At 71.5% G+C, this 25,502-nt stretch carries 36 protein-coding genes and 1 riboswitch; of the genes, 1 reads left to right on the top strand and 35 read right to left on the bottom strand.

Annotated features, from left to right (window positions below):
• Window positions 1–21 precede the first annotated feature (21 nt).
• The 10 genes from thiC to ABUL08_RS27610 form a co-directional block, all read right to left on the bottom strand.
• Entirely contained in the window at window positions 22–1,605 is a 1,584-nt protein-coding gene (gene thiC / locus ABUL08_RS27655; protein WP_350932948.1) for a phosphomethylpyrimidine synthase ThiC, read from the bottom strand.
• 17 nt (window positions 1,606–1,622) lie between these two features.
• On the bottom strand, window positions 1,623–2,411 hold the full coding sequence (gene thiD, locus ABUL08_RS27650) for a bifunctional hydroxymethylpyrimidine kinase/phosphomethylpyrimidine kinase (protein ID WP_350932947.1): 789 nt from the start codon (window positions 2,409–2,411) through the stop codon (window positions 1,623–1,625).
• Window positions 2,408–2,998 (bottom strand): thiamine phosphate synthase, encoded by a 591-nt coding sequence (locus ABUL08_RS27645; protein ID WP_350938871.1) that lies wholly within the window; start codon window positions 2,996–2,998, stop codon window positions 2,408–2,410. The genes thiD and ABUL08_RS27645 overlap by 4 nt, the downstream gene beginning before the upstream one ends.
• Window positions 2,999–3,057: 59 nt before the next feature.
• Window positions 3,058–3,837 (bottom strand): thiazole synthase, encoded by a 780-nt coding sequence (locus ABUL08_RS27640; protein WP_350932946.1) that lies wholly within the window; start codon window positions 3,835–3,837, stop codon window positions 3,058–3,060.
• Window positions 3,834–4,034 carry a sulfur carrier protein ThiS gene (gene thiS, locus ABUL08_RS27635; RefSeq protein WP_350932945.1) on the bottom strand — a complete coding sequence of 67 codons (201 nt, stop codon included), beginning with the start codon at window positions 4,032–4,034 and terminating at the stop codon, window positions 3,834–3,836. The genes ABUL08_RS27640 and thiS overlap by 4 nt, the downstream gene beginning before the upstream one ends.
• Complete coding sequence (thiO, locus tag ABUL08_RS27630) at window positions 4,025–5,164, bottom strand: glycine oxidase ThiO (protein WP_350932944.1); 1,140 nt, start codon at window positions 5,162–5,164, stop codon at window positions 4,025–4,027. The genes thiS and thiO overlap by 10 nt, the downstream gene beginning before the upstream one ends.
• Complete coding sequence (gene thiE / locus ABUL08_RS27625; protein WP_350932943.1) at window positions 5,158–5,784, bottom strand: thiamine phosphate synthase; 627 nt, start codon at window positions 5,782–5,784, stop codon at window positions 5,158–5,160. The genes thiO and thiE overlap by 7 nt, the downstream gene beginning before the upstream one ends.
• Window positions 5,779–5,886, bottom strand: a riboswitch (TPP riboswitch). Its footprint overlaps the gene before it by 6 nt.
• Before the next feature lie 205 nt (window positions 5,887–6,091).
• Window positions 6,092–7,036 carry an aldo/keto reductase gene (locus tag ABUL08_RS27620; RefSeq protein ID WP_350938870.1) on the bottom strand — a complete coding sequence of 315 codons (945 nt, stop codon included), beginning with the start codon at window positions 7,034–7,036 and terminating at the stop codon, window positions 6,092–6,094.
• A 38-nt stretch (window positions 7,037–7,074) separates the two neighbouring features.
• Window positions 7,075–8,754, bottom strand: a complete 1,680-nt coding sequence (locus ABUL08_RS27615) for an ABC-F family ATP-binding cassette domain-containing protein (protein ID WP_350932942.1) — start codon at window positions 8,752–8,754, stop codon at window positions 7,075–7,077.
• Between the two features lie 41 nt (window positions 8,755–8,795).
• Entirely contained in the window at window positions 8,796–9,404 is a 609-nt protein-coding gene (locus tag ABUL08_RS27610; protein WP_350938868.1) for a class I SAM-dependent methyltransferase, read from the bottom strand.
• Window positions 9,405–9,528: 124 nt separating this feature from the next.
• Between ABUL08_RS27610 and ABUL08_RS27605 the strand changes: the two genes are divergently transcribed.
• Entirely contained in the window at window positions 9,529–10,665 is a 1,137-nt protein-coding gene (locus ABUL08_RS27605; RefSeq protein ID WP_350932941.1) for a hypothetical protein, read from the top strand.
• A gap of 72 nt (window positions 10,666–10,737) precedes the next feature.
• Here ABUL08_RS27605 and truA read toward each other — a convergent pair whose 3' ends face one another.
• The 25 genes from truA to rplP form a co-directional block, all read right to left on the bottom strand.
• Complete coding sequence (gene truA / locus ABUL08_RS27600; RefSeq protein ID WP_350932940.1) at window positions 10,738–11,571, bottom strand: tRNA pseudouridine(38-40) synthase TruA; 834 nt, start codon at window positions 11,569–11,571, stop codon at window positions 10,738–10,740.
• A gap of 74 nt (window positions 11,572–11,645) precedes the next feature.
• Window positions 11,646–12,224: a 50S ribosomal protein L17 gene (rplQ, locus tag ABUL08_RS27595; RefSeq protein ID WP_350932939.1), complete on the bottom strand. Its 579-nt coding sequence runs from the start codon at window positions 12,222–12,224 to the stop codon at window positions 11,646–11,648.
• A gap of 34 nt (window positions 12,225–12,258) precedes the next feature.
• Window positions 12,259–13,281, bottom strand: coding sequence for a DNA-directed RNA polymerase subunit alpha (locus ABUL08_RS27590; RefSeq protein ID WP_007073009.1), 1,023 nt, complete (start codon window positions 13,279–13,281; stop codon window positions 12,259–12,261).
• 96 nt (window positions 13,282–13,377) lie between these two features.
• On the bottom strand, window positions 13,378–14,004 hold the full coding sequence (gene rpsD / locus ABUL08_RS27585; RefSeq protein WP_350932938.1) for a 30S ribosomal protein S4: 627 nt from the start codon (window positions 14,002–14,004) through the stop codon (window positions 13,378–13,380).
• Between the two features lie 13 nt (window positions 14,005–14,017).
• A complete protein-coding gene (gene rpsK, locus ABUL08_RS27580) occupies window positions 14,018–14,425 on the bottom strand; it encodes a 30S ribosomal protein S11 (protein WP_014440747.1) in 408 nt (135 codons plus the stop codon).
• A gap of 18 nt (window positions 14,426–14,443) precedes the next feature.
• The gene (rpsM, locus tag ABUL08_RS27575) at window positions 14,444–14,824 is read right to left on the bottom strand and encodes a 30S ribosomal protein S13 (RefSeq protein WP_091290326.1); all 381 of its coding nucleotides are present in this window, start codon (window positions 14,822–14,824) and stop codon (window positions 14,444–14,446) included.
• A 262-nt stretch (window positions 14,825–15,086) separates the two neighbouring features.
• Window positions 15,087–15,200 carry a 50S ribosomal protein L36 gene (gene rpmJ, locus ABUL08_RS27570; RefSeq protein ID WP_012184307.1) on the bottom strand — a complete coding sequence of 38 codons (114 nt, stop codon included), beginning with the start codon at window positions 15,198–15,200 and terminating at the stop codon, window positions 15,087–15,089.
• Between the two features lie 91 nt (window positions 15,201–15,291).
• Window positions 15,292–15,513, bottom strand: coding sequence for a translation initiation factor IF-1 (gene infA, locus ABUL08_RS27565; RefSeq protein WP_007073013.1), 222 nt, complete (start codon window positions 15,511–15,513; stop codon window positions 15,292–15,294).
• 310 nt (window positions 15,514–15,823) lie between these two features.
• Window positions 15,824–16,375: a DUF1707 SHOCT-like domain-containing protein gene (locus tag ABUL08_RS27560; protein WP_350932937.1), complete on the bottom strand. Its 552-nt coding sequence runs from the start codon at window positions 16,373–16,375 to the stop codon at window positions 15,824–15,826.
• Between the two features lie 769 nt (window positions 16,376–17,144).
• Complete coding sequence (map, locus tag ABUL08_RS27555; RefSeq protein WP_350932936.1) at window positions 17,145–17,996, bottom strand: type I methionyl aminopeptidase; 852 nt, start codon at window positions 17,994–17,996, stop codon at window positions 17,145–17,147.
• A gap of 90 nt (window positions 17,997–18,086) precedes the next feature.
• Window positions 18,087–18,740, bottom strand: a complete 654-nt coding sequence (locus ABUL08_RS27550) for an adenylate kinase (RefSeq protein ID WP_350932935.1) — start codon at window positions 18,738–18,740, stop codon at window positions 18,087–18,089.
• Window positions 18,741–20,069, bottom strand: a complete 1,329-nt coding sequence (gene secY / locus ABUL08_RS27545) for a preprotein translocase subunit SecY (RefSeq protein WP_350932934.1) — start codon at window positions 20,067–20,069, stop codon at window positions 18,741–18,743.
• A gap of 232 nt (window positions 20,070–20,301) precedes the next feature.
• Window positions 20,302–20,745, bottom strand: coding sequence for a 50S ribosomal protein L15 (gene rplO / locus ABUL08_RS27540; RefSeq protein WP_350932933.1), 444 nt, complete (start codon window positions 20,743–20,745; stop codon window positions 20,302–20,304).
• A complete protein-coding gene (gene rpmD, locus ABUL08_RS27535; RefSeq protein ID WP_229400546.1) occupies window positions 20,745–20,927 on the bottom strand; it encodes a 50S ribosomal protein L30 in 183 nt (60 codons plus the stop codon). Before rpmD ends, rplO begins: the two co-directional genes overlap by 1 nt.
• A complete protein-coding gene (rpsE, locus tag ABUL08_RS27530) occupies window positions 20,927–21,541 on the bottom strand; it encodes a 30S ribosomal protein S5 (RefSeq protein WP_091290339.1) in 615 nt (204 codons plus the stop codon). Before rpsE ends, rpmD begins: the two co-directional genes overlap by 1 nt.
• 33 nt (window positions 21,542–21,574) lie before the next feature.
• Entirely contained in the window at window positions 21,575–21,964 is a 390-nt protein-coding gene (gene rplR / locus ABUL08_RS27525) for a 50S ribosomal protein L18 (protein WP_088998360.1), read from the bottom strand.
• On the bottom strand, window positions 21,961–22,503 hold the full coding sequence (gene rplF / locus ABUL08_RS27520) for a 50S ribosomal protein L6 (RefSeq protein ID WP_350932932.1): 543 nt from the start codon (window positions 22,501–22,503) through the stop codon (window positions 21,961–21,963). Before rplF ends, rplR begins: the two co-directional genes overlap by 4 nt.
• Before the next feature lie 16 nt (window positions 22,504–22,519).
• Entirely contained in the window at window positions 22,520–22,927 is a 408-nt protein-coding gene (gene rpsH, locus ABUL08_RS27515; RefSeq protein ID WP_018784557.1) for a 30S ribosomal protein S8, read from the bottom strand.
• Between the two features lie 95 nt (window positions 22,928–23,022).
• On the bottom strand, window positions 23,023–23,208 hold the full coding sequence (locus tag ABUL08_RS27510) for a type Z 30S ribosomal protein S14 (protein WP_007465272.1): 186 nt from the start codon (window positions 23,206–23,208) through the stop codon (window positions 23,023–23,025).
• A 1-nt stretch (window position 23,209) separates the two neighbouring features.
• Window positions 23,210–23,779: a 50S ribosomal protein L5 gene (rplE, locus tag ABUL08_RS27505; RefSeq protein ID WP_123240579.1), complete on the bottom strand. Its 570-nt coding sequence runs from the start codon at window positions 23,777–23,779 to the stop codon at window positions 23,210–23,212.
• The gene (gene rplX / locus ABUL08_RS27500) at window positions 23,779–24,099 is read right to left on the bottom strand and encodes a 50S ribosomal protein L24 (RefSeq protein ID WP_007465276.1); all 321 of its coding nucleotides are present in this window, start codon (window positions 24,097–24,099) and stop codon (window positions 23,779–23,781) included. The genes rplE and rplX overlap by 1 nt, the downstream gene beginning before the upstream one ends.
• On the bottom strand, window positions 24,096–24,464 hold the full coding sequence (gene rplN / locus ABUL08_RS27495; RefSeq protein ID WP_007073026.1) for a 50S ribosomal protein L14: 369 nt from the start codon (window positions 24,462–24,464) through the stop codon (window positions 24,096–24,098). The genes rplX and rplN overlap by 4 nt, the downstream gene beginning before the upstream one ends.
• Before the next feature lie 97 nt (window positions 24,465–24,561).
• On the bottom strand, window positions 24,562–24,843 hold the full coding sequence (gene rpsQ, locus ABUL08_RS27490) for a 30S ribosomal protein S17 (RefSeq protein ID WP_350932931.1): 282 nt from the start codon (window positions 24,841–24,843) through the stop codon (window positions 24,562–24,564).
• A complete protein-coding gene (gene rpmC, locus ABUL08_RS27485; protein WP_013288628.1) occupies window positions 24,840–25,076 on the bottom strand; it encodes a 50S ribosomal protein L29 in 237 nt (78 codons plus the stop codon). Before rpmC ends, rpsQ begins: the two co-directional genes overlap by 4 nt.
• Entirely contained in the window at window positions 25,076–25,501 is a 426-nt protein-coding gene (rplP, locus tag ABUL08_RS27480) for a 50S ribosomal protein L16 (protein ID WP_073834927.1), read from the bottom strand. The genes rpmC and rplP overlap by 1 nt, the downstream gene beginning before the upstream one ends.
• Window position 25,502 lies beyond the last annotated feature (1 nt).

Below are 25,502 nucleotides of genomic sequence, written 5' to 3'. Positions count from 1 at the left end.
GGCCGGCCCGACCCACGGGACTCAGGCCAGGGGCAGATAGACCCGGCCCCCGGAGGAGAGGAACTCCTCCGACTTGTCCTGCATGCCGCGCGCCGCGTACTCCTTCAGCTCCTGGGTGATCTTCATGGAGCAGAACTTCGGGCCGCACATCGAGCAGAAGTGCGCGGTCTTGGCCGGCTCGGCGGGGAGCGTCGCGTCGTGGTACGACCGTGCGGTCTCCGGGTCCAGCGAGAGGTTGAACTGGTCCTCCCAGCGGAACTCGAACCGCGCCTTGGAGAGCGCGTCGTCCCAGGCCTGGGCCCCGGGGTGCCCCTTGGCCAGGTCGGCCGCGTGCGCCGCGATCTTGTACGCGATCACGCCCGCCTTCACGTCGTCGCGGTCCGGCAGCCCGAGGTGCTCCTTCGGGGTGACGTAGCAGAGCATCGCGGTGCCGAACATGCCGATCATCGCGGCACCGATCGCCGAGGTGATGTGGTCGTACGCGGGGGCGATGTCGGTGGTCAGCGGGCCGAGCGTGTAGAACGGGGCTTCGTGGCACCACTCCTGCTGGAGGTCCACGTTCTCCTTGATCTTGTGCATCGGCACGTGCCCGGGGCCCTCGATCATCACCTGGACGTCGTACTCCCAGGCGATCTTCGTCAGCTCGCCGAGGGTGCGCAGCTCGGCGAACTGCGCCTCGTCGTTGGCGTCCGCGATCGACCCGGGGCGCAGCCCGTCACCGAGGGAGAAGGTGACGTCGTACTTCGCAAGCAGCGAACACAGTTCCCGGAAGTTGGTGTAGAGGAAGTTCTCCTCGTGGTGCGCCAGGCACCACGCCGCCATGATCGAGCCACCGCGCGAGACGATCCCGGTGACCCGGTCCACCGCCAGCGGCACATACGGCAGCAGCACCCCGGCGTGCACCGTCATGTAGTCGACGCCCTGCTCGGCCTGCTCGATGACGGTCTCCCGGAACACCTCCCAGCTCAGCTTCACCGGGTCGCCGCCGACCTTCTCCAGCGCCTGGTAGATCGGCACGGTGCCGATCGGCACCGGCGAGTTCCGCACGATCGCCTCGCGGGTCTCGTGGATCCGCTTGCCCGTGGAGAGGTCCATCACGGTGTCCGCGCCCCAGCGGGTCGCCCAGGTCAGCTTCTCCACCTCCTCGGCGACCGAGGAGCTGACCGCCGACGTGCCGATGTTGGCGTTCACCTTCACCAGGAACGCCTTGCCGATGATCGCCGGCTCGCACTCCGGGTGGTTGACGTTGAGCGGCAGCACCGCCCGCCCGGCCGCGATCTCGTCCCGGACGAACTCGGGTGCCACGCTCTCCCGGATCGCCACGAACTCCATCTCCGGCGTGACGATCCCGGCCCGCGCGTACGCGAGCTGGGTCGGCCGGGCTCCCGCCAGCGGGGTGCCGGCACCGCGTACCGGCGCGACGTCACCCCGTGCCGCGATCCACGGCCCGCGCAGCGGGGGCAGCCCGACCTCCGGGTCGGAGCCGGGGCCGGAGGTGTCGTAGAGCCGCAGCGGCGGGTTGTCCCCGGTCAGCTCCACCTCGGCGAACGGCACCCGGACGTCCGGCCGCGCCCCCTGCACATAGACCTTGCGACGTGCCTGCATGACAGCCTCCCTGATGGTCAACGGGACCAGCCGAAGTGGTCCAGCGGGCCGCGTCCCGCGCCCAGCTCCCACTCCCGCGCACCGGTCAGCGCGCGGGTGACGTACTCCTTGGCGGCGGTGACCGCGACCGGCACCGGGTCGCCCGCCGCCAGCCGGACGGCGATCGCCGCCGAGAACGAACAGCCGGTGCCGTGGCTGTGCCGGGTCGCCACCCGGGGCGCGCGCAGCAGCGTGGTGGTCCCGCCGCCGACCAGCACGTCCACCGACTCACCGGCCGCGTCCACGTCGCCGCCGGTCACCACCACGTGCGCCGGGCCGCCGGCCGCCAGGGCCTCCGCCGCCACCACCATCTCCTCGACCGTGGTCACCGGCCCTCCGGTGAGGGCGGCGGCCTCCGCGCAGTTCGGCGTCGCCACCATCGCGTACGGCAGCAGCCGCTCGACCGCCGCCACCACGCCGAGCCGGTGCCCACTGGTCGCCACCAGCACCGGGTCGACCACCAGGTACGGCAGCCGCCCGTCCCGGGCCGCGTCGGCCACCGCGCCGGCGACGGCCGGGGTGCCGAGCATCCCGGTCTTCACCGCGCGGACGTCGAAGTCGCCGAGCACGCTGTCGAGCTGGTCGCGCACGGTCTGCGGGGGCAGCGGCAGGACGGCGTTGACGCCCCGGGTGTTCTGCGCGGTCACCGCGGTGAGCACGGAGGTGCCGTACGCCCCGAGGGCCGCGAAGACCTTCAGGTCGGCCTGGATCCCGGCGCCGCCCCCGGAGTCCGAGCCGGCGATCGTGAGCACGGTCGTGGGGGTCATCGGAGGGCTCCCTCGAAGGCGCGGGTCAGCATGACGGCTGTCTCGGTGGGATCGTCGGCCCGCATGAGCGCGCCGAGCACCGCGACGCCGACGGCTCCCGCCTCGACGCAGGCTCTGACGTGCTCCGGTGTCTCGATGCCGCCGAGGGCGAGCGCCGGCACGGGGCTGACCTCGATCAGCCTTCGCAGTCCCGGTGGACGCAGGGGCGGGCCGTAGCCGGGTTTGGTCTTCGTGGGAAAGACGGGTGAGAGGGTGACGTGGTCCTCGGTGGTGAGCCGGGCCAGTTCCGCCTCGTCGTGGCAGGAGCGGCCGACCAGGGCGAGCCGGGGCGGCGGATAGGGGCCGGCCGACGGCAGGTGGACGGCGTCGCCGCCGAGCGGGTCGGGGCCGGCGACGATCAGGGTGCCGCCCGCGTCGGCGAGGATCGCGCGCAGCGCGGCCGCGAGGGCGGCGCGCTCGGCGCGGGGCAGGTCCTTCTCCCGCAGCACCACCCAGCGCACTCCCCCGCGCACCGCCGCCCCGACGACCGCCACCAGCGACCTTCGGGCCACCCGCCGATCGGTGAGCAGCACGACGCCCGACGGCAGGGCGGTCCCGGATGCCGCCGAGGGCCTGCGCCGTCCGCGATCCGCGGTGAGTGGCGCGATCACAGGTCGGGCCGTCCCTCGTCGGGGGTGGAGGGGAGGGCGTGGAAGCGGCGGGCGATACGGCCCGCGCCGTACGCCAGTCGGCCGGCCTCCACCGCGTGCCGCATGGCGGTGGCCATCGCCACCGGGTCGGCGGCCCGGGTGACGGCGCTGGCCAGCAGCACCGCGTCGCAGCCCAGTTCCATGGCGAGCGCCGCGTCGGAGGCGGTGCCGACGCCCGCGTCGAGGATCACCGGCACGTCCACGCCCTGCCGGATCAGCCGGATGTGGTGCGGGTTGGTGACGCCCAGCCCGGAGCCGATCGGCGCGCCGGCCGGCATCACCGCGGCGCAGCCGACGTCCGCGAGCCGGCGGGCCAGGATCGGATCGTCCGAGGTGTACGGCAGCACGACGAACCCGTCCGCCACCAGCTCCTCGGCGGCGCGCAGCAGCTCCACCCCGTCGGGGAGCAGGGTGCGCTCGTCGCCGATCACCTCCAGCTTCACCCACCCGGTGTCGAACGCCTCCCGGGCCAGGTGGGCCACCTTGACCGCCTCGCCGGCCGTGTAGCAGCCGGCGGTGTTCGGCAGCACCTTCACCCCGCACCGGTCCAGCAGGTCGAGCAGCCCACCGGCGGTGCCGGGGGCGGTGTCCACCCGGCGCAGCGCGACGGTGACCAGCTCCGTGCCGGAGGCCCGGATCGCCTGCTCCAGCACGTGCAGGTTGGCCGCGCCGCCGGTGCCGAGGATCAGCCGGGACCCGAACGTCTCGCCGCCCAACTCGAACGACATCCCGCTCACCCGCCCTGGGCGGCGCTGAGCACCTCGACGCGGTCGCCGTCGGCCAGCACCGTCGCCGGCCAGCCGCCGCGCGGCACCACCTCACCGTTGACGGCGACCGCGAGGCCGCGCTGCTGGTCGGTGACCGCCTGGACCAGCTCCGCCACGGTCGACCCGCCGGGCAGCTCCCGCCCCGCACCGTTGACGATCAGTCGCACGTCTCCTCCTCCATCTCGGCCCCGCCCGCGCCGGCCACCACCCGCACCCCACCGACCGGCAACCCGGGGAACCGGTCCGGGCGGAAGGGGGCGAGCAGCGGGTCCGGCTCGGCGGTGACGATCAGCTCGGTGATCAGGTCGGCGGTGACCGGGGTGAGCACGATGCCGTGCCGGTGGTGGCCGGCGGCGGCGAGCACGCCGGGCCGGCCGGGCAGCGCGCCGAGGATCGGCGCGTTGTCCGGGGTGCCGGGGCGCAGCCCGGCGGTCGCCTCGACCAGGTCGTACTCGGCCAGCTCGGGGACCAGGTCCACGGCGGCGCGGAGCAGCCGCAGCACCGCCCCGGCGGTCACCTCGGTGTCGGCGCGCTCCTCGACGGTCGCCCCGACCACCACCTCGCCGCCGTCCCGGGGCACCAGATAGACCGACTCGCCGTCGGCGTACCCCCGGATCACGTGCCGGAAGCCCGGCGCGCCGCGACCGGGCGCGCGCAGCCGCAGCACCTGCCCCTTCACCGGACGGACCGGGAGGCCGGTGAGCGCGGCGGCCCCGCAGCCGGCCGCGACCACGGTGACCCGGGCGGCCACGTCGGTCAGCCGGTCGACCCGACCGGGGAGCAGCGTCGCGCCGGCCCGCTCGGCGGCGGTCCGCAGCGCGGTCACCAGCCGCCGCGGGTCGACCTGGTGGTCGCCGGGCGCGACCGCACCGCCGCGCACCCGGGGGGCCAGCGCCGGCTCGCGGTCCCGCAGCTCCGAGGGGCGCAGCGGCGTGATCGGCAGGCCCAGCCCCTGCTGGTACGCCCAGAGCCGCCGCGCCTCCGCCAGGTCGTCGCCGGTCAGCCCGACCACCAGCGTCCCCTCGGTCCGGTGCCCGAACCCGCGCCCGGCGGCGGCGGTCAGCTCGGCGGCGAAGCCCGGCCAGCGGGCAGCGGACTCGGTGAGCAGCCCGGTCAGCTCGGGCTCCCCGAAGTACGCCTCGGCGACCGGCGCCAGCATCCCCGCCGCGACGTGCGACGCCCCCGACCCCGGCGCCGGATCGTGCACCACCACCCGCAGCCCCCGCTGCGCGCACCGCCAGGCGATCGCCAACCCGACCGGCCCCGCCCCCACCACCGCCACATCGGGCGTCAGCACGTCAGCGCCCCGAGCAGCTCGGCGGTGGCCCGCCCCGGGTCGGCCGCCCCGGAGACCGCCCCGACCACCGCCACCCCGTACGCCCCGGCGGCCCGCAGCGCCGGCACGGTCGCCGCCGTGACCCCGCCGATGGCGATCACCGGTACGGCCACCGCCTCGGCGACCGCCCGCACCCCGGCCGCGCCGATCGGCGTGGGCAGGCCGGGTTTGGTGCTGGTGGGATGGCAGGGGCCGACGCCCAGATAGCTCGCCCCGGCGGTGACCGCCGCGGCGGCGGCACCCGGTTCCCGGGCGGTGGCGCCGAGCACCGCGGCGGAGCCGAGCACCCGACGGGCGGCCCGCACCGGCAGGTCCTCCGCGCCGACGTGCCCGCCCGCCGCGCCCACCGCGAGTGCCACGTGCAGCCGGTCGTTGACCAGGCAGGTCGCCCCGTACGGCCGGCAGAGCGCGAGCACCCGGCGGGCCAGCTCGTACGCCTCACGGTCGGTGGCGTCGTCCGCCACCCGGACCTGGACGACCAGCTCGGCGCGGGCCACCGGCAGGGCGGCCCGCAGCACGGTGAGCGGCTGCCGCCCCGGCCGGGTGTCGGTGATCAGATGCAGTCGTCCCAGGGACGGCACGGCAACACTCCTCCCTGCGCCGGCATTACCCGGATCAGGTTCGACGGTCGGGGGCTTCAGCCCCCCTCTCAGCCCGGTGCACCGGGCTCCCGTGGGTCACTTGCGGGGCCTACCGTACGACGCGCCGCGCGTCGGCGGAAGAGTCGGTGACGTTTTTCCCATTCACCGTCCGGAGTGGAGACCGGGACAGCGCGTGACCGCCCCGTCCCCCATGCTGTCCGGATGCCCTCGTCCACCCGGGACGGAAAAAGCCCCGCCCCGGCGCCGTCGAGCGGGCCGGGGCGGGGCAGGCAGGGACGAGCCGGGCTCAGAGGATGGCGTCGAGGGCGTCCAGGTCCTCGTCGGTCGGCTGCCAGACGCCCGCCTCGGCGTTGGCGCGTACCTGGTCGGGCGTGGTGGCACCGGCGATCACCGAGGTCACCGCCGGCTGCGCGGCGAGTCCACCGATGGCGACCTGGAGCATGCTGAGCCCGCGCTGCGCCGCGAACTCCGAGATCGCCTCGATGGTGTCCCACTTCGCGGCGGCGAGACGCTCGGCGTACCGGCCGCCGCCGGAGAGCCGGCTGCCGGCGGGCGGGGCCTGGTCGCGCTGGTACTTGCCGGTGAGCAGGCCGTTGGCGAGCGGGAAGAACGGCAGCATGCCGAGGCCGAACCGCTCACAGGCGGGGATGACCTCGGCCTCGACGGAGCGCTCCAGCAGCGAGTAGTGGTTCTGCGCGGAGATGAAGCGGGCCCGGCCCTGGGAGGAGGCGGTCCAGTCGGCGTCGGCGATCTGCCAGCCGGCGAAGTTGGAGTTGCCGAGGTAGCGCACCTTGCCGGCGCGGACCAGGTCGTCCAGGGCGGAGAGGGTCTCGTCGATCGGGGTGCCCGGGTCGGGTTCGTGCATCTGGTACAGGTCGATGTGGTCGGTGTCGAGCCGGCGCAGGGACGCCTCGACGGCCCGGGTGATGTAGCGCCGGGCGCCCCGGGCACCGTGGTCGGGGCCGTTGAGCCCGTGCATGTCCATGCCGAACTTGGTGGCGACCACCACGTCGTCGCGGCGCCCCTTGAGCGCCTGGCCGAGCAGCTCCTCGGAGCCGCCCTGCGGCTCACCGTAGATGTCGGCGGTGTCGAAGAAGTTGATCCCGGCGTCGAGGGCGGCGTCGACGACCGCCCGGGTGCCGTCGAGGTCCAGCTTGCGGCCGAAGTTGTTGCAGCCGATGCCGACGACGGACACCACGAGCCCGGAGTCGCCCAGCCGGCGGTAGGTCATCTCAGTCACGGGGCCAGCCTATGCCGGTCGGCTGCGGCTCACCCGACGTCCCAGACCGGCTCGGGCGGCTCGATCACCTCGCCGTCGCCGCCGAAGAGGAGGAACCGGTCGAAGGAGCGGGTGAACCAGCGGTCGTGGGTGACCGCGATCACCGTCCCCTCGAACGCCGCCAGTCCGGCCTCCAGGGCCTCGGCGGAGGCCAGGTCGAGGTTGTCGGTGGGCTCGTCGAGCAGCAGCAGGGTCGCCCCGGAGAGTTCCAGCAGCAGCACCAGGAAGCGGGCCTGCTGACCGCCGGAGAGGGTGCCGAAGCGCTGGTCGCCCTGGCCGGCCAGCTCGTAGCGGGACAGCACGCCCATCGCGGTGTGCCGGTCCATGCCCTTGCGGTGCTCGTCGCCCCGCCAGAGGATCTCGACCAGCGTCCTCCCGGTCAGCTCGGGGCGGTCGTGGGTCTGCGAGAAGTGCCCGGGGCGGACCCGGGCGCCGAGGCGTACCACGCCGTCGTGGGCGACGGGGGTGAGCGCGGCCGCGCCGTCGACCGGGGCGTTGGCCGGGTCGGGGTCGGTGCCGCCGCGGGCCAGCAGCCGCAGGAAGTGCGACTTCCCGGTGCCGTTCGCGCCGAGCACGGCGACCCGGTCGCCGTACCAGATCTCCAGGTCGAAGGGGTAGGTCAGGCCGTCGAGTTCGAGCTGCTCGGCGACCACCGCGCGCTTGCCGGTCCGCCCGCCGGTCAGCCGCATCCGGATGTCCTGGTCCTTCGGGGGTACGGGCGGCGGCCCGGCCTCCTCGAACCGGCGTAGCCGGGTCTGCGCCGACTGGTAGCGCGAGGCCATGTCGGAGTTGTACGCCGCCTTCTGCTTGTACATCAGCATCAGCTCGCGCAGCTTCTGGTGCTCCTCGTCCCACCGTTTACGCAGCTCGTCGAGGCGGGCGTGGCGGGCCACCCGCGCGGAGTGCCAGCTCGCGAAGCCGCCGGGGTGCACCCACGCGCCGCCGCCCTCGACGGCGACCACCCGGTCGGCGGTCTGGGCGAGCAGTTCCCGGTCGTGCGAGACATAGAGCACCGACTTGCCGGATTCGCGCAGCCGCGTCTCCAGCCAGCGCTTGCCGGGCACGTCGAGGAAGTTGTCCGGCTCGTCGAGCAGCAGCACCTCGTCGCCGCCGCGCAGCAGCAGCTCCAGGGCGAAGCGCTTCTGCTGACCGCCGGAGAGGGTGCGGACGGGCCGGTCCCGGGCGGCGTCCCAGGGCAGGTCGAGGACGATGGTGGCGACGGTGTCGAAGAGCACCTCGGCGTCGTACCCGCCGGCCTCCCCCCAGGCGGCGAGCGCGTCCGCGTACGCGAGCTGCGCCTTGCCGGCGGCGGTGCTGTACTTGCCGCGGACCTCGGCGTCCCGCATCGCCGTCTCGGTGGCGACCAGCCGGCGGCCGGCCTCGCGCAGCGCGGGCGGGGCGAGCGAGAGGGCCAGGTCGGCGAGGGTGGAGTCGTCGCCGATCATGCCGATGAACTGCCGCATCACGCCGAGCCCGCCGGAGCGGGCGATCACGCCGGTCTGCACCGGCAGGTCGCCGGCGACCATCCGCAGCAGGGTGGTCTTGCCGGCGCCGTTCGGGCCCACCAGGGCGACCTTGGCACCCTCACCGACCCGGAAGGAGACGTCGGTGAAGAGTTCCCGGCCGTCGGGGAGCAGGTGCCCGACGGATGCCACGTCCACGTATCCCACGCCGGCATCCTGCCCGAGCGACCGGGCCGGCCGACACCGGATTACCGGGTGACCCGCAGCACCCGGTAGCCCTTCTGGCTGGCGTGCCGCTCGACCTGCCAGCCCTGTTCCTCGACGAGCCAGCGGTGCAGCGAGTCACCGCCGAGGTGCCGGGCGACGACCAGCCAGGCGACGCCGTCCGGGGCGAGTCGGGGCAGCCAGCGGCGCAGCAGGTCGTGCAGGTCGCTCTTGCCGATCCGGATCGGTGGGTTGGACCAGATCTCGGCGAACGAGACGTCGGCCGGTACGTCGTCGGGGGCGGCGACCCGGACCCGGTCGGCGGCACCGACCCGGGCGGCGTTGGCGGCGGTGAGGTCGCGGGCGCGCTGGTTGACGTCGACCGCCCAGACCGTCGCGGCCGGCGCGTGGTCGGCGAGCACGCAGGTGATCGGCCCGAAGCCGCAGCCGAGGTCGAGCAGGGCGCCGCCGGTGTCGGGGGCCGGCAGCTCGGCCTTGCGCAGCAGCACCGCGGTGCCGGCGTCGAGCCGGTCGGCGGAGAAGACCCCGCCGGCCGAGGTGAGCGTGTAGTCGCGCCCGGCGACGGAGAACTCGACCTCGCGCGGGTGGGCGTCGGTCGCGGGTTCAGCGGTGAAGTAGTGGTCGCCGGTCACGTTGCGCATTGTCGCACCGGGCCAGGGCCCGCTCGTCGACGGTGGGGCCGCGCGGCCACGCCACCCCCGCCGGAATTTCCCGATATTACCCCCGAAAGGGATAATCAGCCCTAGTGTGTGCGACATGGTGTATCGGTACGAGTCCGATGAGGACGCCTTCCCGGAGTCCCCGCAGGCGGGGCCCGACGCGTCGGTGCCCGGCGTCGGCACGCCCCCTCCCGCGGGACCCTCCCCCTCCCGCTTCCCCACCCCGTCGCTCCCCCCACCCGCCCGCGCGGGCCGACCGTCGGTCCACGTCGACCCGCCGCCCGAACCCACCCGGGCCACCGTGCCGGTGCCGGCCACGCCCGTCGCCACCGCCGCGCCCCGCATCCCGGTCCCGTCGTCCCCGACGCCCACGCCCCCCTCCCGCAGCCAGGTGTACGCGAGCACACCACCGCCCGAGCCGCCCCGGGTCGACCGGGCCGGCCGCAGCGGCAGCGGCGGGGGTGGACGCGCCTGGCGGGTGCTCATCGGCGGCGCCGCCGTCCTGGCGCTGCTGGTCCTCAGCGGGCTGGCCGGCGCGGCACTGATCAAGGACCGGCAGGTCACCCCCGAAGCGGTGACCCCCACCTACCAGCCCGGCGTCGAACAGTCCGCCGCGGCCGGCGGGCACGACCTCGACTCCCGGGACACCGACCAGGTGGCGCTCACCGCCAAGGAGGTCTTCCCGGGTCGCACCCTGGTGGTCACCGACGGGCGGCCCGCGTACCGGGTGCTCAAGACCCAGCTCAGCGCCGACTGCGCGGTCGCGGCCACCGACGAGGTCGCCGACCTGCTGGTCCGCCTCGGCTGCAACCAGGTGGTCCGGGCCACCCTGCGCTCCCCCGACGGCAGATACCTGCTCACCACGGGTCTGTTCAACCTCACCGACCTGGCCAGCTCGCAGCGGGCCCGGGACCGGATCCGGCAGCTGCTCGACGAGCGGCAGGGCCGGTTCCGGGGCATGACGGCCGGCGACGACACCGAGGCGGTGGCGAAGGCGGCGGCCCGGGTCGGCTGGCAGGTACGCGGGCACTACCTGGCGTACTGCCTGGTCACCCGGGCCGACGGTGAGCGGATCAGCGGCGACGACCCGAAGGCGCGGGAGATCCTCACCGACCTGATCGAGCAGTACCTCACCGGCGGGGTGCTGGAGCGCCGGGCGAACAGCGGCGACACCGGCCAGCCCACGCCCGAGGAGAGCACCGCCGCGCAGGAGGACACCCGCAGCGAGAACTGAACCTCCGTCGGGAACGGGCCGGTCGACCCCTCGGGGTGGACCGGCCCGTTCTCCACGGACGACGTGGCTCGGTCAGCCCTCGGCGACGGGGACCCGCAGTCGGCGGGTCAGGTCGGCGCGGCGCGCGTACTCGGCCGGGTCGTCGGGGTAGCCCACCGCCACCAGGGTGAGCCCGTGCGCACCCGCCACCGTGACCTCACTGGACCGGTCCCGCCGGGTCAGCAGCCCCGCCGGCCACTCGACCGGCCGGCGGCCGTCCCCGGCGACCAGCATCGCGCCGACCAGGCTGCGCACCATCGCCTGACAGAACGCGTCGGCCTGGACGGTGGCGACCAGGATGCCGTCCGCGTCCCGCCGCCAGTCCAGCCGGGTCACCTCGCGCAGCGTGGTGGCGTGCTCCTTGCGCCGGCAGTACGCGGCGAAGTCGTGCTCCCCCACCAGGCCCGCCGCGGCGGCGTTCAGCGCGGCCAGGTCCAGCGGCTTCGGCCAGGCGAGCGTGTCGTGCCGGCGCAGCGGCTCGGCGCCCCACGGGGCGTCGGTCACCCGGTACTCGTAGCGGCGGAAGGTCGCCGAGAAGCGGGCGTCGAAGTCGGCGGGGACCTCGGTCATCGCCCGGACCCGCACGTCGGTGGGGAGCAGCCGGGCCAGCCGGCGCAGCAACCGGCCGTCGTGCTCCCGCCACACCGCCGCGGGCAGGTCGAGGTGGCAGACCTGCCCGGTGGCGTGCACTCCGGCGTCGGTCCGGCCGGCGACGGTCAACCCGGTCGCGGTGCCCGCGCCGAGGACCAGGTCCAGCGTCTCGACCAGCACGCCGGCCACGGTACGGCGGGTCGGCTGGGCAGCCCAGCCGGAGAAGTCGGTGCCGTCGTACGAGACGTCCAGCCGCAGCCGGATCCGCTCGTCCACCTCGTACCTCCCGTTCACGGCGTCGGGCCCGGCACTCCCCGAAGGGAGGCCGGGCCCGGCGCTGCTGCCTGTGCTCAGGCCTTGTTCTCGGTGGCCTCGGTGGCCTCGTCGCTGTCCTCGCGGGCGGCGGCGGTGTCACCGGAGGCGTGCACCGGAGCCTCGGAGTCCTGGTCGACGTCGGCGTCCGCCGGGGTCGAGGTCGGGGTCTCCTCGGCCGGGGCGAGCGCCTCGACCTTGTCCTGCTGGGCGGCCTTGCGGGCGGCGGTCTTCTTGTTCGCCTTGGGCTCGGCGACCTGAAGCTCCTCGACCAGCTCGATGACCGCCATCGGAGCGTTGTCGCCCTTGCGCGGACCGGTCTTCACGATCCGGGTGTAGCCACCGTTGCGGTTGGCGTACCGGGGCGCGATCTGGTCGAACAGGGCGTAGACCACGTCCTTGTCCTTGACGACGCCCAGCACCCGACGCCGCGCGGCGAGGTCGCCCCGCTTGGCCTTGGTGATGAGCTGCTCGGCCAGCGGACGCAGCCGCCGGGCCTTCGTCTCGGTGGTCTTGATCTTTCCGTGCTGGAACAGCGCGGTGGCCAGGTTGGCCAGCATCAGCCGCTCGTGCGCGGGGCTGCCGCCGAGGCGGGGGCCCTTGGTGGGCGTGGGCATGCTTGGTGCTCCTCAGGTGTGGCGGCAGCGCGGACTAGAGCTGCTCGGTCTCGCGGTAGTCGTCGGTGTCGTAGTCGGCCTCGCCGAAGGCGTCCACGACGTGCGCCGGGTCGAAGTTCGGAGCCGAGTCCTTCAGCCCGAGCCCCATCCCGGCGAGCTTCATCTTGACCTCGTCGATCGACTTCTGACCGAAATTCCGGATGTCGAGGAGGTCGGCCTCGGTACGCCCGATGAGCTCACCAACGGAGTTGATGCCCTCGCGCTTGAGGCAGTTGTAGGAGCGGACGGTGAGGTCCAGCTCCTCGATCGGCAGGGCCAGGTCCGCCGCCAGCTGGGCGTCCTGCGGGGACGGCCCGATGTCGATGCCCTCGGCGGTCTCGTCCAGCTCCCGGGCCAGCCCGAAGAGCTCCACCAGCGTCGAGCCGGCGGAGGCCAGCGCGGTACGCGGGCCCATCGACGGCTTGGTCTCGACGTCGATGATCAGCCGGTCGAAGTCGGTCCGCTGCTCGACCCGGGTCGCCTCGACGCGGTACGTCACCTTCAGCACCGGCGAGTAGATCGAGTCGACCGGGATCCGGCCGATCTCGGCGCCGGCCTGCTTGTTCTGCGCCGCCGTGACGTAGCCACGACCCCGCTCGACGGTCAGCTCCATGTCGAGCCGGCCCTTGCCGTTCAGGGTGGCGAGCTTCAGGTCCGGGTTGTGCACCGAGACACCGGCCGGGGGCTGGATGTCACCGGCGGTCACGTCGCCCGGGCCCTGCTTGCGCAGGTACATGCTGACCGGCTCGTCGTGCTCGGAGCTGACGCAGAGCTCCTTGATGTTCATGACGAGCTCGACCACGTCCTCCTTGACACCGGGGATGGTGGTGAACTCGTGCAGGACACCGTCGATCTTGATCGAGGTGACCGCCGCACCCGGGATGGACGACAGCAGCGTACGCCGCAGCGAGTTGCCCAGGGTGTAGCCGAAGCCCGGCTCCAGCGGCTCGATGGTGAACCGGGAGCGGGTCTCGTTGATCGACTCTTCGGAGAGAGACGGTCGCTGGCTGATGAGCATTTCTTCTCTTCTCTTCCGGGGCGCCCGCTATTTGACGCCCACGACACAAACTGTTCCGGTGGCCCGCCCCGGAGGGCGGACCACCGCAACGAGCCCTTACTTGGAGTAGAGCTCGACGATCAGCTGCTCCTGGACCTGGGTGTCGATCACCTGGCGGGCCGGGAGCGAGTGCACGAGAACCTTCATCTGGCTGGGGATGGCCTCGAGCCACGCCGGAACGGTCTTGGAGCCGGCCTCGGCCGCCGCCACGATGAACGGGGTGAGCTCCTTGCTCTTGCCCCGGACCTCGATGATGTCGTGCTCCTTGACGCGGTACGACGGGATGTCGACCTTCTTGCCGTTCACCGTGAAGTGACCGTGCTTGACCAGCTGGCGGGCCATGTCCCGGGACTTGGCGTAGCCGGCCCGGTAGACCACGTTGTCCAGCCGCGACTCGAGGATCTGCAGCAGAACCTCACCCGTCTTGGCCTTCTTGTTCACGGCCTCTTCGTAGTAGCCGCGGAACTGCTTCTCCAGCACGCCGTAGACACGACGGGCCTTCTGCTTCTCCCGGAGCTGGAGCAGGTACTCCGTCTCCTTGGTGCGGCCGCGGCCGTGCTGCCCGGGCGGGAACGGCCGGGACTCGAACGGGCACTTCGGACCATCGCACTTGCTGCCCTTGAGGAACAGCTTCATCTTCTCCCGCCGGCAACGGCGGCAGTCAGCACCGGTGTAACGAGCCATCTCTCTCTACCTCTCAGACCCGGCGACGCTTGGGCGGACGGCATCCGTTGTGCGGCTGCGGCGTGACGTCGGAGATCTGCCCGACCTCCAGCCCGGCGGCCTGCAGCGAACGGATGGCGGTCTCCCGGCCGGAGCCGGGGCCCTTGACGAACACGTCGACCTTCCGCATGCCGTGCTCCATGGCCCGACGCGCGGCGGCCTCGGCGGCCAGCTGCGCGGCGAACGGAGTCGACTTGCGGGAGCCCTTGAAGCCCACCTGGCCGGACGAGGCCCAGGAGATGACCGCACCGGTCGGGTCGGTGATCGACACGATGGTGTTGTTGAAGGTGCTCTTGATGTGCGCCTGCCCGTGGGCGACGTTCTTGCGTTCCTTGCGCCGGACCTTCTTGACGGCGGCTCCGGCACGAGCCTTCGGTGGCATAAGTCTTCTGCGCTCCTATTACTTCTTGCCGGGCTTCTTCTTGCCGGCCACGGTCCGCTTCGGGCCCTTACGGGTACGCGCGTTGGTCTTGGTGCGCTGACCGCGCACCGGCAGACCGCGGCGGTGCCGGATGCCGGCGTAGCAGCCGATCTCGACCTTGCGGCGGATGTCAGCAGCGACCTCGCGGCGCAGGTCGCCTTCAACCTTGTAGTTGCCCTCGATGTGGTTCCGGAGCTGGACCAGCTCCTCGTCCGTGAGGTCCCGGACCCGCTTGTCCGGCGAGATGCCGGTCGCAGCGAGCGTCTCCAGGGCACGGGTACGACCGACCCCGAAGATGTAGGTGAGCGCGATCTCCATCCGCTTCTCGCGGGGGAGGTCGACGCCGACTAGACGTGCCATGTGCGGGCGTACTCCTCGTGATGTGTGGCGGAGGTGTGGACCCGTCCCACCCCGCTACCGACCGTCCCGTCCTTCCGACGCGATCAGCGCCGGCGACCGGGATCGGTCGCTGCCCGAGCGGGCCCCGGCCTCCGACCGGGGGTCAACCACGATTGAGTACGCGCTGCGTACCGCTCGTGGCTGGAACGAGCTTGGTGATGTGTTTCGGGATCTACGACACCCGGGCCGATCCGACCGGCCGTTCACGACCGGTGGGACTGGTTCAGCCCTGGCGCTGCTTGTGGCGCGGGTCGGTGCAGATGACCATGACCCGGCCGTGCCGGCGAATGACCCGGCACTTGTTGCAGATCCTCTTGACGCTCGGCTTGACCTTCACGGTTGCCTTACTTCCCATCTGGCCCGGAGGCGCGCAGGCGCGACGCCGGACGTCGAAGACGGACACGGGGACTTCCCGGCCGTCGTCAGGATTACTTGTAGCGGTAGACGATGCGCCCGCGGGTCAGGTCGTACGGCGAGAGTTCGACGACGACACGGTCCTCCGGCAGGATGCGGATGTAGTGCTGCCGCATCTTGCCACTGATGTGAGCCAGCACCTTGTGACCGTTCGCGAGCTCCACCCGGAACATGGCGTTCGGCAGGGGCTCGATGACCCGACCCTCGATCTCGATGGCTCCGTCTTTTTTCGGCATGTCCTCCGCTGTCCTGACGTCGGTTACTCCGGACGGCCCACAACGTCTTACACGAGCCCTGATCAAGATCAGATGGCTCGAGCCAGCCGCGGCTCCGACTCCCACCGAAGCGCAGGGTGGGCATGCCGGAGTGGACGCTGTGCGCCGATCAGAAAGTGTACGCCCGCCTGCGCGCCGTCGCCAAACCGGCCACCCGGCCGGTCATCCGGCCGGGTAAAACGGACACCCGGACGGCCAGCAGGTGGCGGTGCCGCGGCAACCGTACCGCTGTCACCCGCGCCACCCCCGACCGCTCGTGCCCGGTCCGGCGCTACCGCCGGCCCGACCGCCGGGCCCGGCGACGCTCGTGTCGTTCGGCACGGCGCCGCGCCCGCCGCTCGGCGTCCCGCCCCGGAGCCCCGGTGGCCAGCCCGCCGGCGGTCCGGAACAGGAGCACCGCACCCCACGGCCCGAGCGCCCAGATCGGCCAGAAGTACGCGAGGTGCCGGCTGCCGAGCGAGCTGAACAACCAGATCGCGGTCAGGATCGCGGCCACCCGAAGCCACGGCAGCCAGGCCTCGACCAGCCACCCGGCCGTCGTACCGCCCCCGGCCGACACCACCGGATGGGGCGTGACCCCGCTCACCGCCGGCTCGGCCTCGGGCTGCCGGGGCACCACCCCGGAGCGCTCCACGGGAGCGGGGCCGGGCAGGTCCGCCAGCACCCCGGCCAGCTCGCCGTAGGTCTTCGCCCCGTACGCCCGCTGGAGCCGCTCGTCGTACTCGTAGAGGTCGATCCGGCCCTCCTCCAGCGCGACCCGGAGCCGTTCCGCCGTCTCCTGCCGGTCCGCGTCGGCCGCCCGCATGCCGTCCCGCCCGTCCATGTCGGCAAGCATGCCACCGCCCCGCCACCGTCCACCGCCCGCACCCGCGCCGACGAAGCGGTCCACCACGCGGCAGGCCAGCGCCTCGGCCAGCCGACCCGCCCCCGAAGACCGGCCCCGACCCAGGTGCGCCTGCCCGGCCCCTCACCTGGCGGCCCGGCCACCCGGCCAGCCCACCCGGCCGGGCACGCCAGGGCCGACCCCGAACCAGGTTCGCCCCCTCACCCCTGGCCCGGCAAGACGCCTACAGGTTTGATGTCGTAGATGAATCGCGCCGTCAACGAAGCTGCGCGCCGGCCACGCCCGCCGGCTGGGGCCAAACGCCCGGGCAGATCCGACCTGACCGCCCCGGCCGAAGACGGACCTCGCCCCGACGGACCGGGCCCGACCGATTCATCTACGACATCAGACTCGTAGCGTCGCACCGAACCGGCGTCGTGCTCGTCGCGACTCCGGGTCGGCCGATCGCCTCGGCCGCCGCCGACCGCACTGCCGCTGCGCACGCCGCGCCGAGCACCCCGGTCACCGCAGGCCCGGTCGACGATCGGGACTTCGCGGATGCCGGCCGGCCGCCTTAGCCGGCGCAGCCGACAAGTGACCTTGGGGCCGACGCCGAGGATCGTCCTGGTCAGGGCCGCGCGGAACAGCCCGGAGCCAGCGGACCCGCGCACCGCCGCCCGCCGGGCGGAAGCCTCCCACGCAGCGGCGCGAACGGTATCCGGCCGCACGGGAGCGGTCCGGCAGGCCGACGAGGCCGTTGGCCGTCGGGTCAGACCGCCGGAGAGGCGGCCGGCTGACGGGAGGTGACGAGGTCGCCGAGGCGAGCCCGCCCGCCGTCCTCGGCGGTGAGCACCCAGACCCCGTCGTCCAGCAGCGCCATCGAGTGCTCGACGTGCACCGCCATCGACCCGTCCCGGGTGACCACGGTCCAGCCGTCGGCCAGTTCCTCGGTCCGCGGCGAGCCCATCGTGATCATCGGCTCGATCGCCAGCGCCAGTCCCGGCACCAGCCGGGGACCCTTGCCCGGACGCCCGTGGTTGAGCACGTGCGGGTCCTGGTGCATCTCGGTGCCGATGCCGTGCCCGCCGTACCCGTCGACGATGCCGTAGCGGCCGCCCTTACGGACGGCGGTCTCCACCGCGTGCGAGATGTCGGTGAGCCGGCCCCGGCCGTTCGCGGCGCCGCGCGCCGCGGCGGCGATGCCGGCCCACATCGCGTCCTCGGCGACCGACGCCATCTTCAGCAGGGCGGGGTCGACCTCGCCGACCCCGACCGTGATCGCGGCGTCGCCATGCCAGCCGTTCAGCACCGCGCCGCAGTCGATGGAGATGAGGTCGCCCTCGCTGAGCACCTGCTGCGGCGACGGGATCGCGTGCACCACCTGCTCGTTGACCGACGAGCAGATCGACGCCGGAAAGCCGTGGTAGCCCTTGAAGGACGGGACGGCGCCGGCCTCGCGGATGGTGGCCTCGGCGATCGCGTCCAGGTCGGCGGTGCTCACCCCGGGGGCGACGGCCTCCCGCATCCGACGCAGCGCGCGGGCGACCACCAGGCCGGCGGCGCGCATCTGCTCGATCTGGTCGGGGGTCTTCAGCTGGATGTCCAGCTGGGGACGACGCATGGAGCCGTTACCTTTCGTCGCGCGGAACAGCGGGGCACGTCGGACGTACCCCGCTGTTCGCACTCTATCCGCCGGGAGGCCGGCGGGCCGTCAGCCGCCGTACGAGCGCAGGGCGTCTATGGCGCGGACGGTGACGTCCTCCACCGGCCCGGTCGCGTCGATGCCGACCAGCTTGCCCTGGGCGCCGTAGTAGTCGACCAGCGGAGCGGTCTTCTCGGCGTACTCCCGCAGGCGGGCGGCGATCGTCTCCGGCTTGTCGTCGTCGCGCTGGAACAGCTCGGCGCCGCAGCGGTCGCAGATGCCCTCACGCGTGGTGGCGTCGAACTCGACGTGCCAGATCTTGCCGCAGCCCCGGCAGGTACGCCGGCCGGAGAGCCGCCGGATCACCTCGTCGTCGTCGACGACCAGCTCCAGCACCAGGTCCAGTGCGGTGCCGAGGTCGGCCAGGAGCTTGTCCAGTTCAGCGGCCTGCGGCGTGGTACGCGGGAAGCCGTCGAGCAGGAAGCCCTCGGCGGCGTCCGGCTCGGCGAGCCGGTCCCGCACCATGTTGATCGTGACATCGTCCGGGACCAGCTTGCCGGCGTCCATGTACCGCTTGGCCTCGACACCCAGGGGCGTGCCCTGGGTGACGTTGGCCCGGAAGATGTCACCGGTGGAGATCTTCGGCACCGAGAGGTGGGCGGCGATGAACTCCGCCTGCGTGCCCTTGCCCGCACCCGGCGGGCCAACCAGAACGAGTCGCATCTACCGCAGGAACCCTTCGTAGTTCCGCTGCATGAGTTGGCTCTCGATCTGCTTCACGGTCTCCAGACCGACGCCGACCATGATGAGCACAGCGGTGCCGCCGAACGGGAAGTTCTGGAACTGCTGGTTGTCCAGCCAGATGAAGAAGAAGTTCGGCAGGATCGCGATGATGCCCAGGTAGAGCGCGCCCGGCAGGGTGATCCGGCTGAGGATGAAGTCGAGGTACTCCGCGGTCGGCTTGCCCGGGCGGATGCCCGGCACGAAGCCGCCGTACTTCTTCATGTTGTCCGCGACCTCGGTCGGGTTGAACGTGATGGACACGTAGAAGTACGTGAAGAAGATGATCAGCAGGAAGTAGATCGCGATGTGCTCCGGCGCGCTCGCCTTCACGATGTGGTTCTGGATCCAGGCCTGGGTCTTGCCCGGGTTGTTCTGGTCGAAGAACTGGAGCGCGAGCTGCGGCAGGTAGAGCAGCGACGAGGCGAAGATGACCGGGATGACGCCGGCCTGGTTCACCTTGAGCGGGATGTAGGTGGAGGTGCCGCCGTACATCCGCCGGCCGATCATGCGCTTGGCGTACTGCACCGGGATCCGGCGCTGCGCCTGCTCGATGAAGGTGACCGCGGTGATGACCAGCAGGACCAGGGCGATGACGAGGAAGAACATCCCCCAGCCCTTGGTGGTCTTGATCTTCCAGCCCTCGCTGGGCAGGCGGGCCGCGATCGAGGTGAAGATCAGGACGGACATGCCGTTGCCGACGCCCCGGTCGGTGATCAGCTCGCCGAGCCACATCACCACGCCGGTGCCGGCGGTCATCGTCATGACCAGGATGGTCAGCGTCAGCCAGTCCGGGATCCCGGTGCCCTTCGGCACGATCGGGAACTGGTCGCAGCGGTTCTGGAAGAGCTGCCCGGAGCGGGCCAGCGCCACGAACGCCGAGGACTGGAGGATGCCCAGGCCCAGGGTCAGGTAGCGGGTGTACTGGGTGATCTTCGCCTGCCCGGCCTGGCCCTCCTTGCGGAGCTGCTCCAGCCGCGGGATGACCACCGTCAGCAGCTGCAGGATGATCGACGCGGTGATGTAGGGCATGATGCCCAGCGCGAAGACCGACAGCTGCAGCAGCGCGCCACCGGAGAAGAGGTCGAGCAGGTTCAGCACACCGGTGCCGCTGCCCTGGAGGGTGTCGAGACACTTCTGCACGTTGCCGTACGACACACCCGGGCTGGGCAGGGTCGCGCCCAACCGGTAGACCGCAATGATGCCTACTGTGAACAGCAGCTTCTTGCGCAGGTCAGGCGTACGGAACGCACTGAGAAAGGCGGACAGCAACTTCTTCCTCCTGCGCGAGGCGGGCCGCCGGTGATCCCTGGCGGGTCGGGGTGGGTGCCGGGCGAGCGCCCGATATCCATAGCTGGGATGGGACTCTAACAGCCCGATCCCGGTCCGGGCAGATGTGCCCGGCTACATAAAACGAATCCGATGTTACCCGGCGCACATGTGGCCGGTAGACCATGGCGCCCGCCCAGTTGCGGACAACTGAGCGGGCGCCATGGTATCTGCCTTACAGCTCGGTGACGGAACCACCGGCGGCAGTGATCTTCTCCTTGGCCGACGCGCTGAACGCCTGCGCCGACACCTGGAGGGCCACACCGCCGAGGTCGCCGGTGCCGAGGACCTTGACCGGCTGGCCCTTGCGGACCGCACCGGCCTCGACCATCTCGAGCGGGCCGACCTGGCCGCCGTTCGGGAACAGCTCGGCGAGCCGGTCCAGGTTGACCACCTGGAAGACGACCTTGAACTTGTTCTTGAAGCCCTTCATCTTCGGCAGGCGCATGTGGATGGGCATCTGCCCACCCTCGAACGCCGGCGAGATGTTCTTCCGGGCCTTGGAACCCTTGGTACCGCGACCGGCGGTCTTGCCCTTGGAGCCCTCACCACGACCCACGCGGGTCTTGGCGGTCTTGGCACCGGGCGCCGGGCGCAGGTGGTGAACCTTGATCGTCATTACTCGACCTCCTCGACCTTCACGAGGTGGTTGACCGCGAAGATCATGCCCCGGATCTCCGGACGATCCTCCTTGACCACCACGTCGTTGATCCGCTTGAGACCGAGCGAACGCAGCGAGTGCCGCTGGTTCTGCTTGGTCCCGATCTCGGACCGGACCTGGGTGACCTTCAGGCGAGCCATCAGGAAGCCACCCCCGCCCGCGACGCCAGCATGGCGGCCGGCGCGACGTCCTCGACCGGCAGACCACGACGAGCCGCGACCTGCTCCGGGGACTCGAGCCCCTTCAGGGCCGCCACCGTGGCGTGCACGATGTTGATCGGGTTGGACGAGCCGAGGCTCTTGGAGAGCACGTCGTGGATGCCCGCGCACTCCAGCACGGCGCGAACCGGACCACCGGCGATGACACCCGTACCGGCCGAGGCCGGCTTGAGCAGCACCACACCGGCGGCGTCCTCGCCCTGCACCGGGTGCGGGATCGACTGACCGATCCGCGGCACCTTGAAGAAGTGCTTCTTGGCCTCCTCGACACCCTTGGCGATCGCCGCGGGCACCTCCTTGGCCTTTCCGTAGCCCACACCGACGGTGCCGTCGCCGTCGCCCACGATCACCAGGGCGGTGAAGCTGAAGCGACGACCACCCTTCACGACCTTGGCGACGCGGTTGATCGCGACGACCCGCTCGAGGTGCGGGGTCTTCTCGACGGGCGCGTTTCCGCGGCCGCCCTCACGGCGGTTGTCGCGGCGACCACCCTCGTTGCCACCGGACCCGCCGCCACGGCGCTGTTGACCTGGCATCAGCAGCCTTCCTTCTCTCTCGTGACGGGGTTTCTAGAACTCGAGCCCGGCTTCGCGGGCAGCATCGGCAAGCGCGGCGACCCGCCCCGCGTACCGGTTGCCACCGCGGTCGAAGACGACCTTCGAGACGCCGGCGGCCTTGGCGCGCTCGGCGAGCAGGGCGCCCACCTTGCCGGCCAGGGCGCTCTTGTCGCCCTCGGTGCCGCGCAGCGAGGCGTCCAGGGTCGAGGCCGACGCCAGGGTGTGACCCTTGGTGTCGTCCACGATCTGGGCGACGATGTGCCGCAGGGAGCGGGTGACGACCAGGCGGGGACGCTCGGCGGTGCCGCTGACGTTCTTGCGGACCCGGAAGTGTCGACGCGCACGGCCGACGGCGCGCTTGGCGGCAACGCCGCGGCGGCGCTTGAGCAGCGTGGCGCTCACTTCTTACCTGCCTTTCCAGCCTTGCGGCGGATGACCTCGCCCTGGTACTTCACGCCCTTGCCCTTGTAGGGCTCCGGCGGGCGGATCTTCCGGATGTTGGCGGCAACCTCACCGACCTGCTGCTTGTCGATGCCGGCCACGTGGAACAGGGTCGGCTTCTCCACCGTGAAGGTGATGCCGTCCGGGGCGGGCACCAGCACCGGGTGCGAGAACCCGAGCGCGAACTCCAGGTCCTTGCCCTTGGCGGTGACACGGTAACCGGTACCGGCGATCTCGAGGCTCTTGCGGTAGCCCTCGGTCACGCCGACGATCATGTTGGCCACCAGCGTACGGCTCAGGCCGTGCAGCTCCTTGGCCTTGCGCTCGTCGTTCGGCCGGTTGACGTGCAGCTGGCCGTCCTCGCCCCGCTCCGCCTTGATCGGCTCGGCCAGGGTGTGCGACAGCTCGCCCTTGGGGCCCTTGACCTTGACGGTCTGGCCCTCGATCGTGATGTCGACGCCGGAAGGTACCGGGATCGACTTACGTCCAATACGCGACATTTCTACCTGTCTCCCGTTACCAGACGAAGGCGAGGACTTCCCCGCCAACGCTCCGCTTGCGGGCCTGCCGGTCGGTGAGCAGCCCCTGGGACGTCGAAATGATCGCCACGCCCAGCCCGCCGAGCACCCGCGGGAGCCCGTCCGACTTGGCGTACACCCGGAGACCGGGCTTGGACACGCGCTTGATGCCGGCCAGGCTCCGCTCCCGGTTCTGGCCGTACTTCAGCTCGACGACCAGTCGCTTGCCGACGGCGCCCTCCTCGGGCTCCTCGACCGACCAGGTGGCGATGTAACCCTCGGACTTGAGGACCTCGGCGATGTTCGCCTTGATCTTCGAGTACGGCATCGTCACCCGGTCGTGGTACGCCTGGTTGGCGTTACGCAGACGCGTGAGCATGTCTGCGATCGGGTCGGTCATCGTCATGAAATTCGTCAACCTTTCTCGCCGGGGTTCCCCGGGCACGCCCGGGGCCTACGGCGAAGAGACAGTTCAGCCAACGCGCAGAGCGCGCCGAGCTATTACCAGGAAGCCTTGGACACGCCGGGCAGCTCACCGCGGTGGGCCATCTCCCGGATGCACACCCGGCAGAGACCGAACTTGCGGTAGACCGCCTTCGGACGCCCGCACCGCTGGCAGCGGGTGTACGCGCGAACCGAGAACTTCGGCTTCGCGGCCGCCTTGATGATCAGCGCCTTCTTGGCCATCTCAGTTCTCCTTGAACGGGAAGCCCAGGAGCTTGAGCAGCGCCCGGCCCTCGTCGTCGGTCGTGGCGGTTGTGACCACCGTGATGTCCATGCCCCGCTGGCGATCGATCTTGTCCTGGTCGATCTCGTGGAACACCGACTGCTCGGTCAGACCGAACGTGTAGTTGCCGTGCCCGTCGAGCTTGCGCCCGTCCAGACCGCGGAAGTCGCGGATACGCGGCAGCGCGATGGAGAGCAGCCGGTCCAGGAACTCCCACATCCGGTCGCCCCGCAGGGTGACCTTCGCGCCGATCGGCATGCCCTCACGCAGCTTGAACTGCGCGATGGACTTGGTCGCCCGTCGCACCTGCGGCTTCTGGCCGGTGATCGTGGCCAGGTCGCGGACCGCGCCGTCGATCAGCTTGGCGTCCCGAGCGGCCTCGCCGACACCCATGTTGACGACGATCTTGACCAACCGCGGCACCTGCATGGGGTTGCCGTAGTTGTGCTGCTCCTGCAGCTGCGCCACGATCTCGTTGCGGTACCGCTCCTTGAGGCGCGGCATGGTCTTCGTTTCGGTAGCCGTGGTCATCACAGGTCCTTACCGGTGCTACGCGCGATGCGGACCTTCTGGCCGTTGTCGTCGATCCGGTAACCGACGCGGGTCGGCTTGCCGTCGGAGTCCAGGACCTGCACGTTCGAGACGTGGATCGGGGCCTCCTGGGTGACGATGCCACCGGTCTTGGCGCCACGCTGGGTGGTGCTGATGCGGGTGTGCTTCTTGACCCGGTTCACGCCCTCGACCAGGACCTTGTCCTGCCGCGGGTAGGCCGCGATGACCTTACCCTTGGCACCCTTGTCCTTGCCGGCGATGACGACGACCGTGTCGCCCTTCTTGACCTTCACGGTCACAACACCTCCGGCGCGAGAGAGATGATCTTCATGAACCGCTTGTCCCGGAGCTCCCGGCCCACCGGGCCGAAGATACGGGTACCGCGCGGGTCCCCGCCGTCCTTGATGATGACGGCGGCGTTCTCGTCGAAGCGGATGTACGAACCGTCAGGCCGCCGCTTCTCCTTGGCGGTGCGAACGACGACGGCCTTGACGACGTCGCCCTTCTTCACACCGGCACCGGGGATCGCGTCCTTGACGGTGGCCACGATGACGTCGCCGATGCTCGCGTAGCGCCGACCGGAGCCACCGAGAACCCGGATGCACAGGATCTCCCGGGCACCCGTGTTGTCGGCGACGCGCAGTCGCGACTCCTGCTGAATCACGTCTATCTCCTATGTCTGCCGGTTCTCCGGCCGCCCGGAGGCGGCCGGAGCCTGGCGGAACCTGCGCCCGACCTTGCCGGCCGAGCTCGAGCCTTCGCTACTTGGCCTTCTCGAGGATCTCCACGAGCCGCCAGCGCTTGGTGGCGGAGAGCGGCCGGGTCTCCATGATCAGGACCCGGTCGCCGATCCCGGCGGAGTTCTGCTCGTCGTGCACCTTCAGCTTGCGCGTCCGGCGCATGATCTTGCCGTACAGCGCGTGCTTGACCCGGTCCTCGACCTCGACCACGACGGTCTTTTCCATCTTGTCGCTGACCACGAGGCCCTCACGCACCTTACGGCGGGCCCGCGCGTCAGCGGTGGTGGTGGTGTTCTCACTCATGATGCAGTCACCTCAGTCGGCGCGGCCGAGAGACCCAGCTCACGCTCACGCATGATCGTGTAGATCCGGGCGATCTCCCGACGGATGACCTGCAGCCGCCGGTTGTTGTCCAGCTGCCCGGTTGCGGCCTGCACGCGGAGGTTGAACAGCTCCGCCTTGGCCTCACGCAGCTTCGTGACCAGCTCCTCCTCGGAGAGCTCACGCAGCTCGGAAGGCTTGACGCCCGCTGCCATCAGGATTCACCCACTTCGCGCGTAACAATGCGGCACTTCATCGGGAGCTTGTGGATCGCGCGACGCATCGCCTCTCGCGCGATCTGCTCGTTGGGGAAGGACATCTCGAAGAGAACCCGCCCCGGCTTGACGTTGGCGACCCACCACTCGGGCGAACCCTTACCGGAACCCATCCGGGTCTCGGCCGGCTTCTTGGTGAGGGCCTGGTCCGGGAAGATCGTGATCCAGACCTTGCCGCCACGCTTGATGTGACGGGTCATCGCGATACGCGCCGACTCGATCTGGCGGTTGGTCACGTACGCCGGCTCGAGAGCCTGGATCCCGAACTCGCCGAACACCACCCGGTTACCACCCTTGGACGCGCCGTGGCGGTCCGGGTGGTGCGGCTTGCGGAAGCCCTTCGGGGGCTTGCGCGGCATCAGCATC

Origin of the sequence: Micromonospora sp. CCTCC AA 2012012, assembly GCF_040499845.1 — a bacterium.
Lineage (GTDB): Bacteria > Actinomycetota > Actinomycetes > Mycobacteriales > Micromonosporaceae > Micromonospora > Micromonospora mangrovi.
Note: the sequence above shows the minus strand (reverse complement) of the source record. Positions and strands in the feature narration are given on the sequence as shown.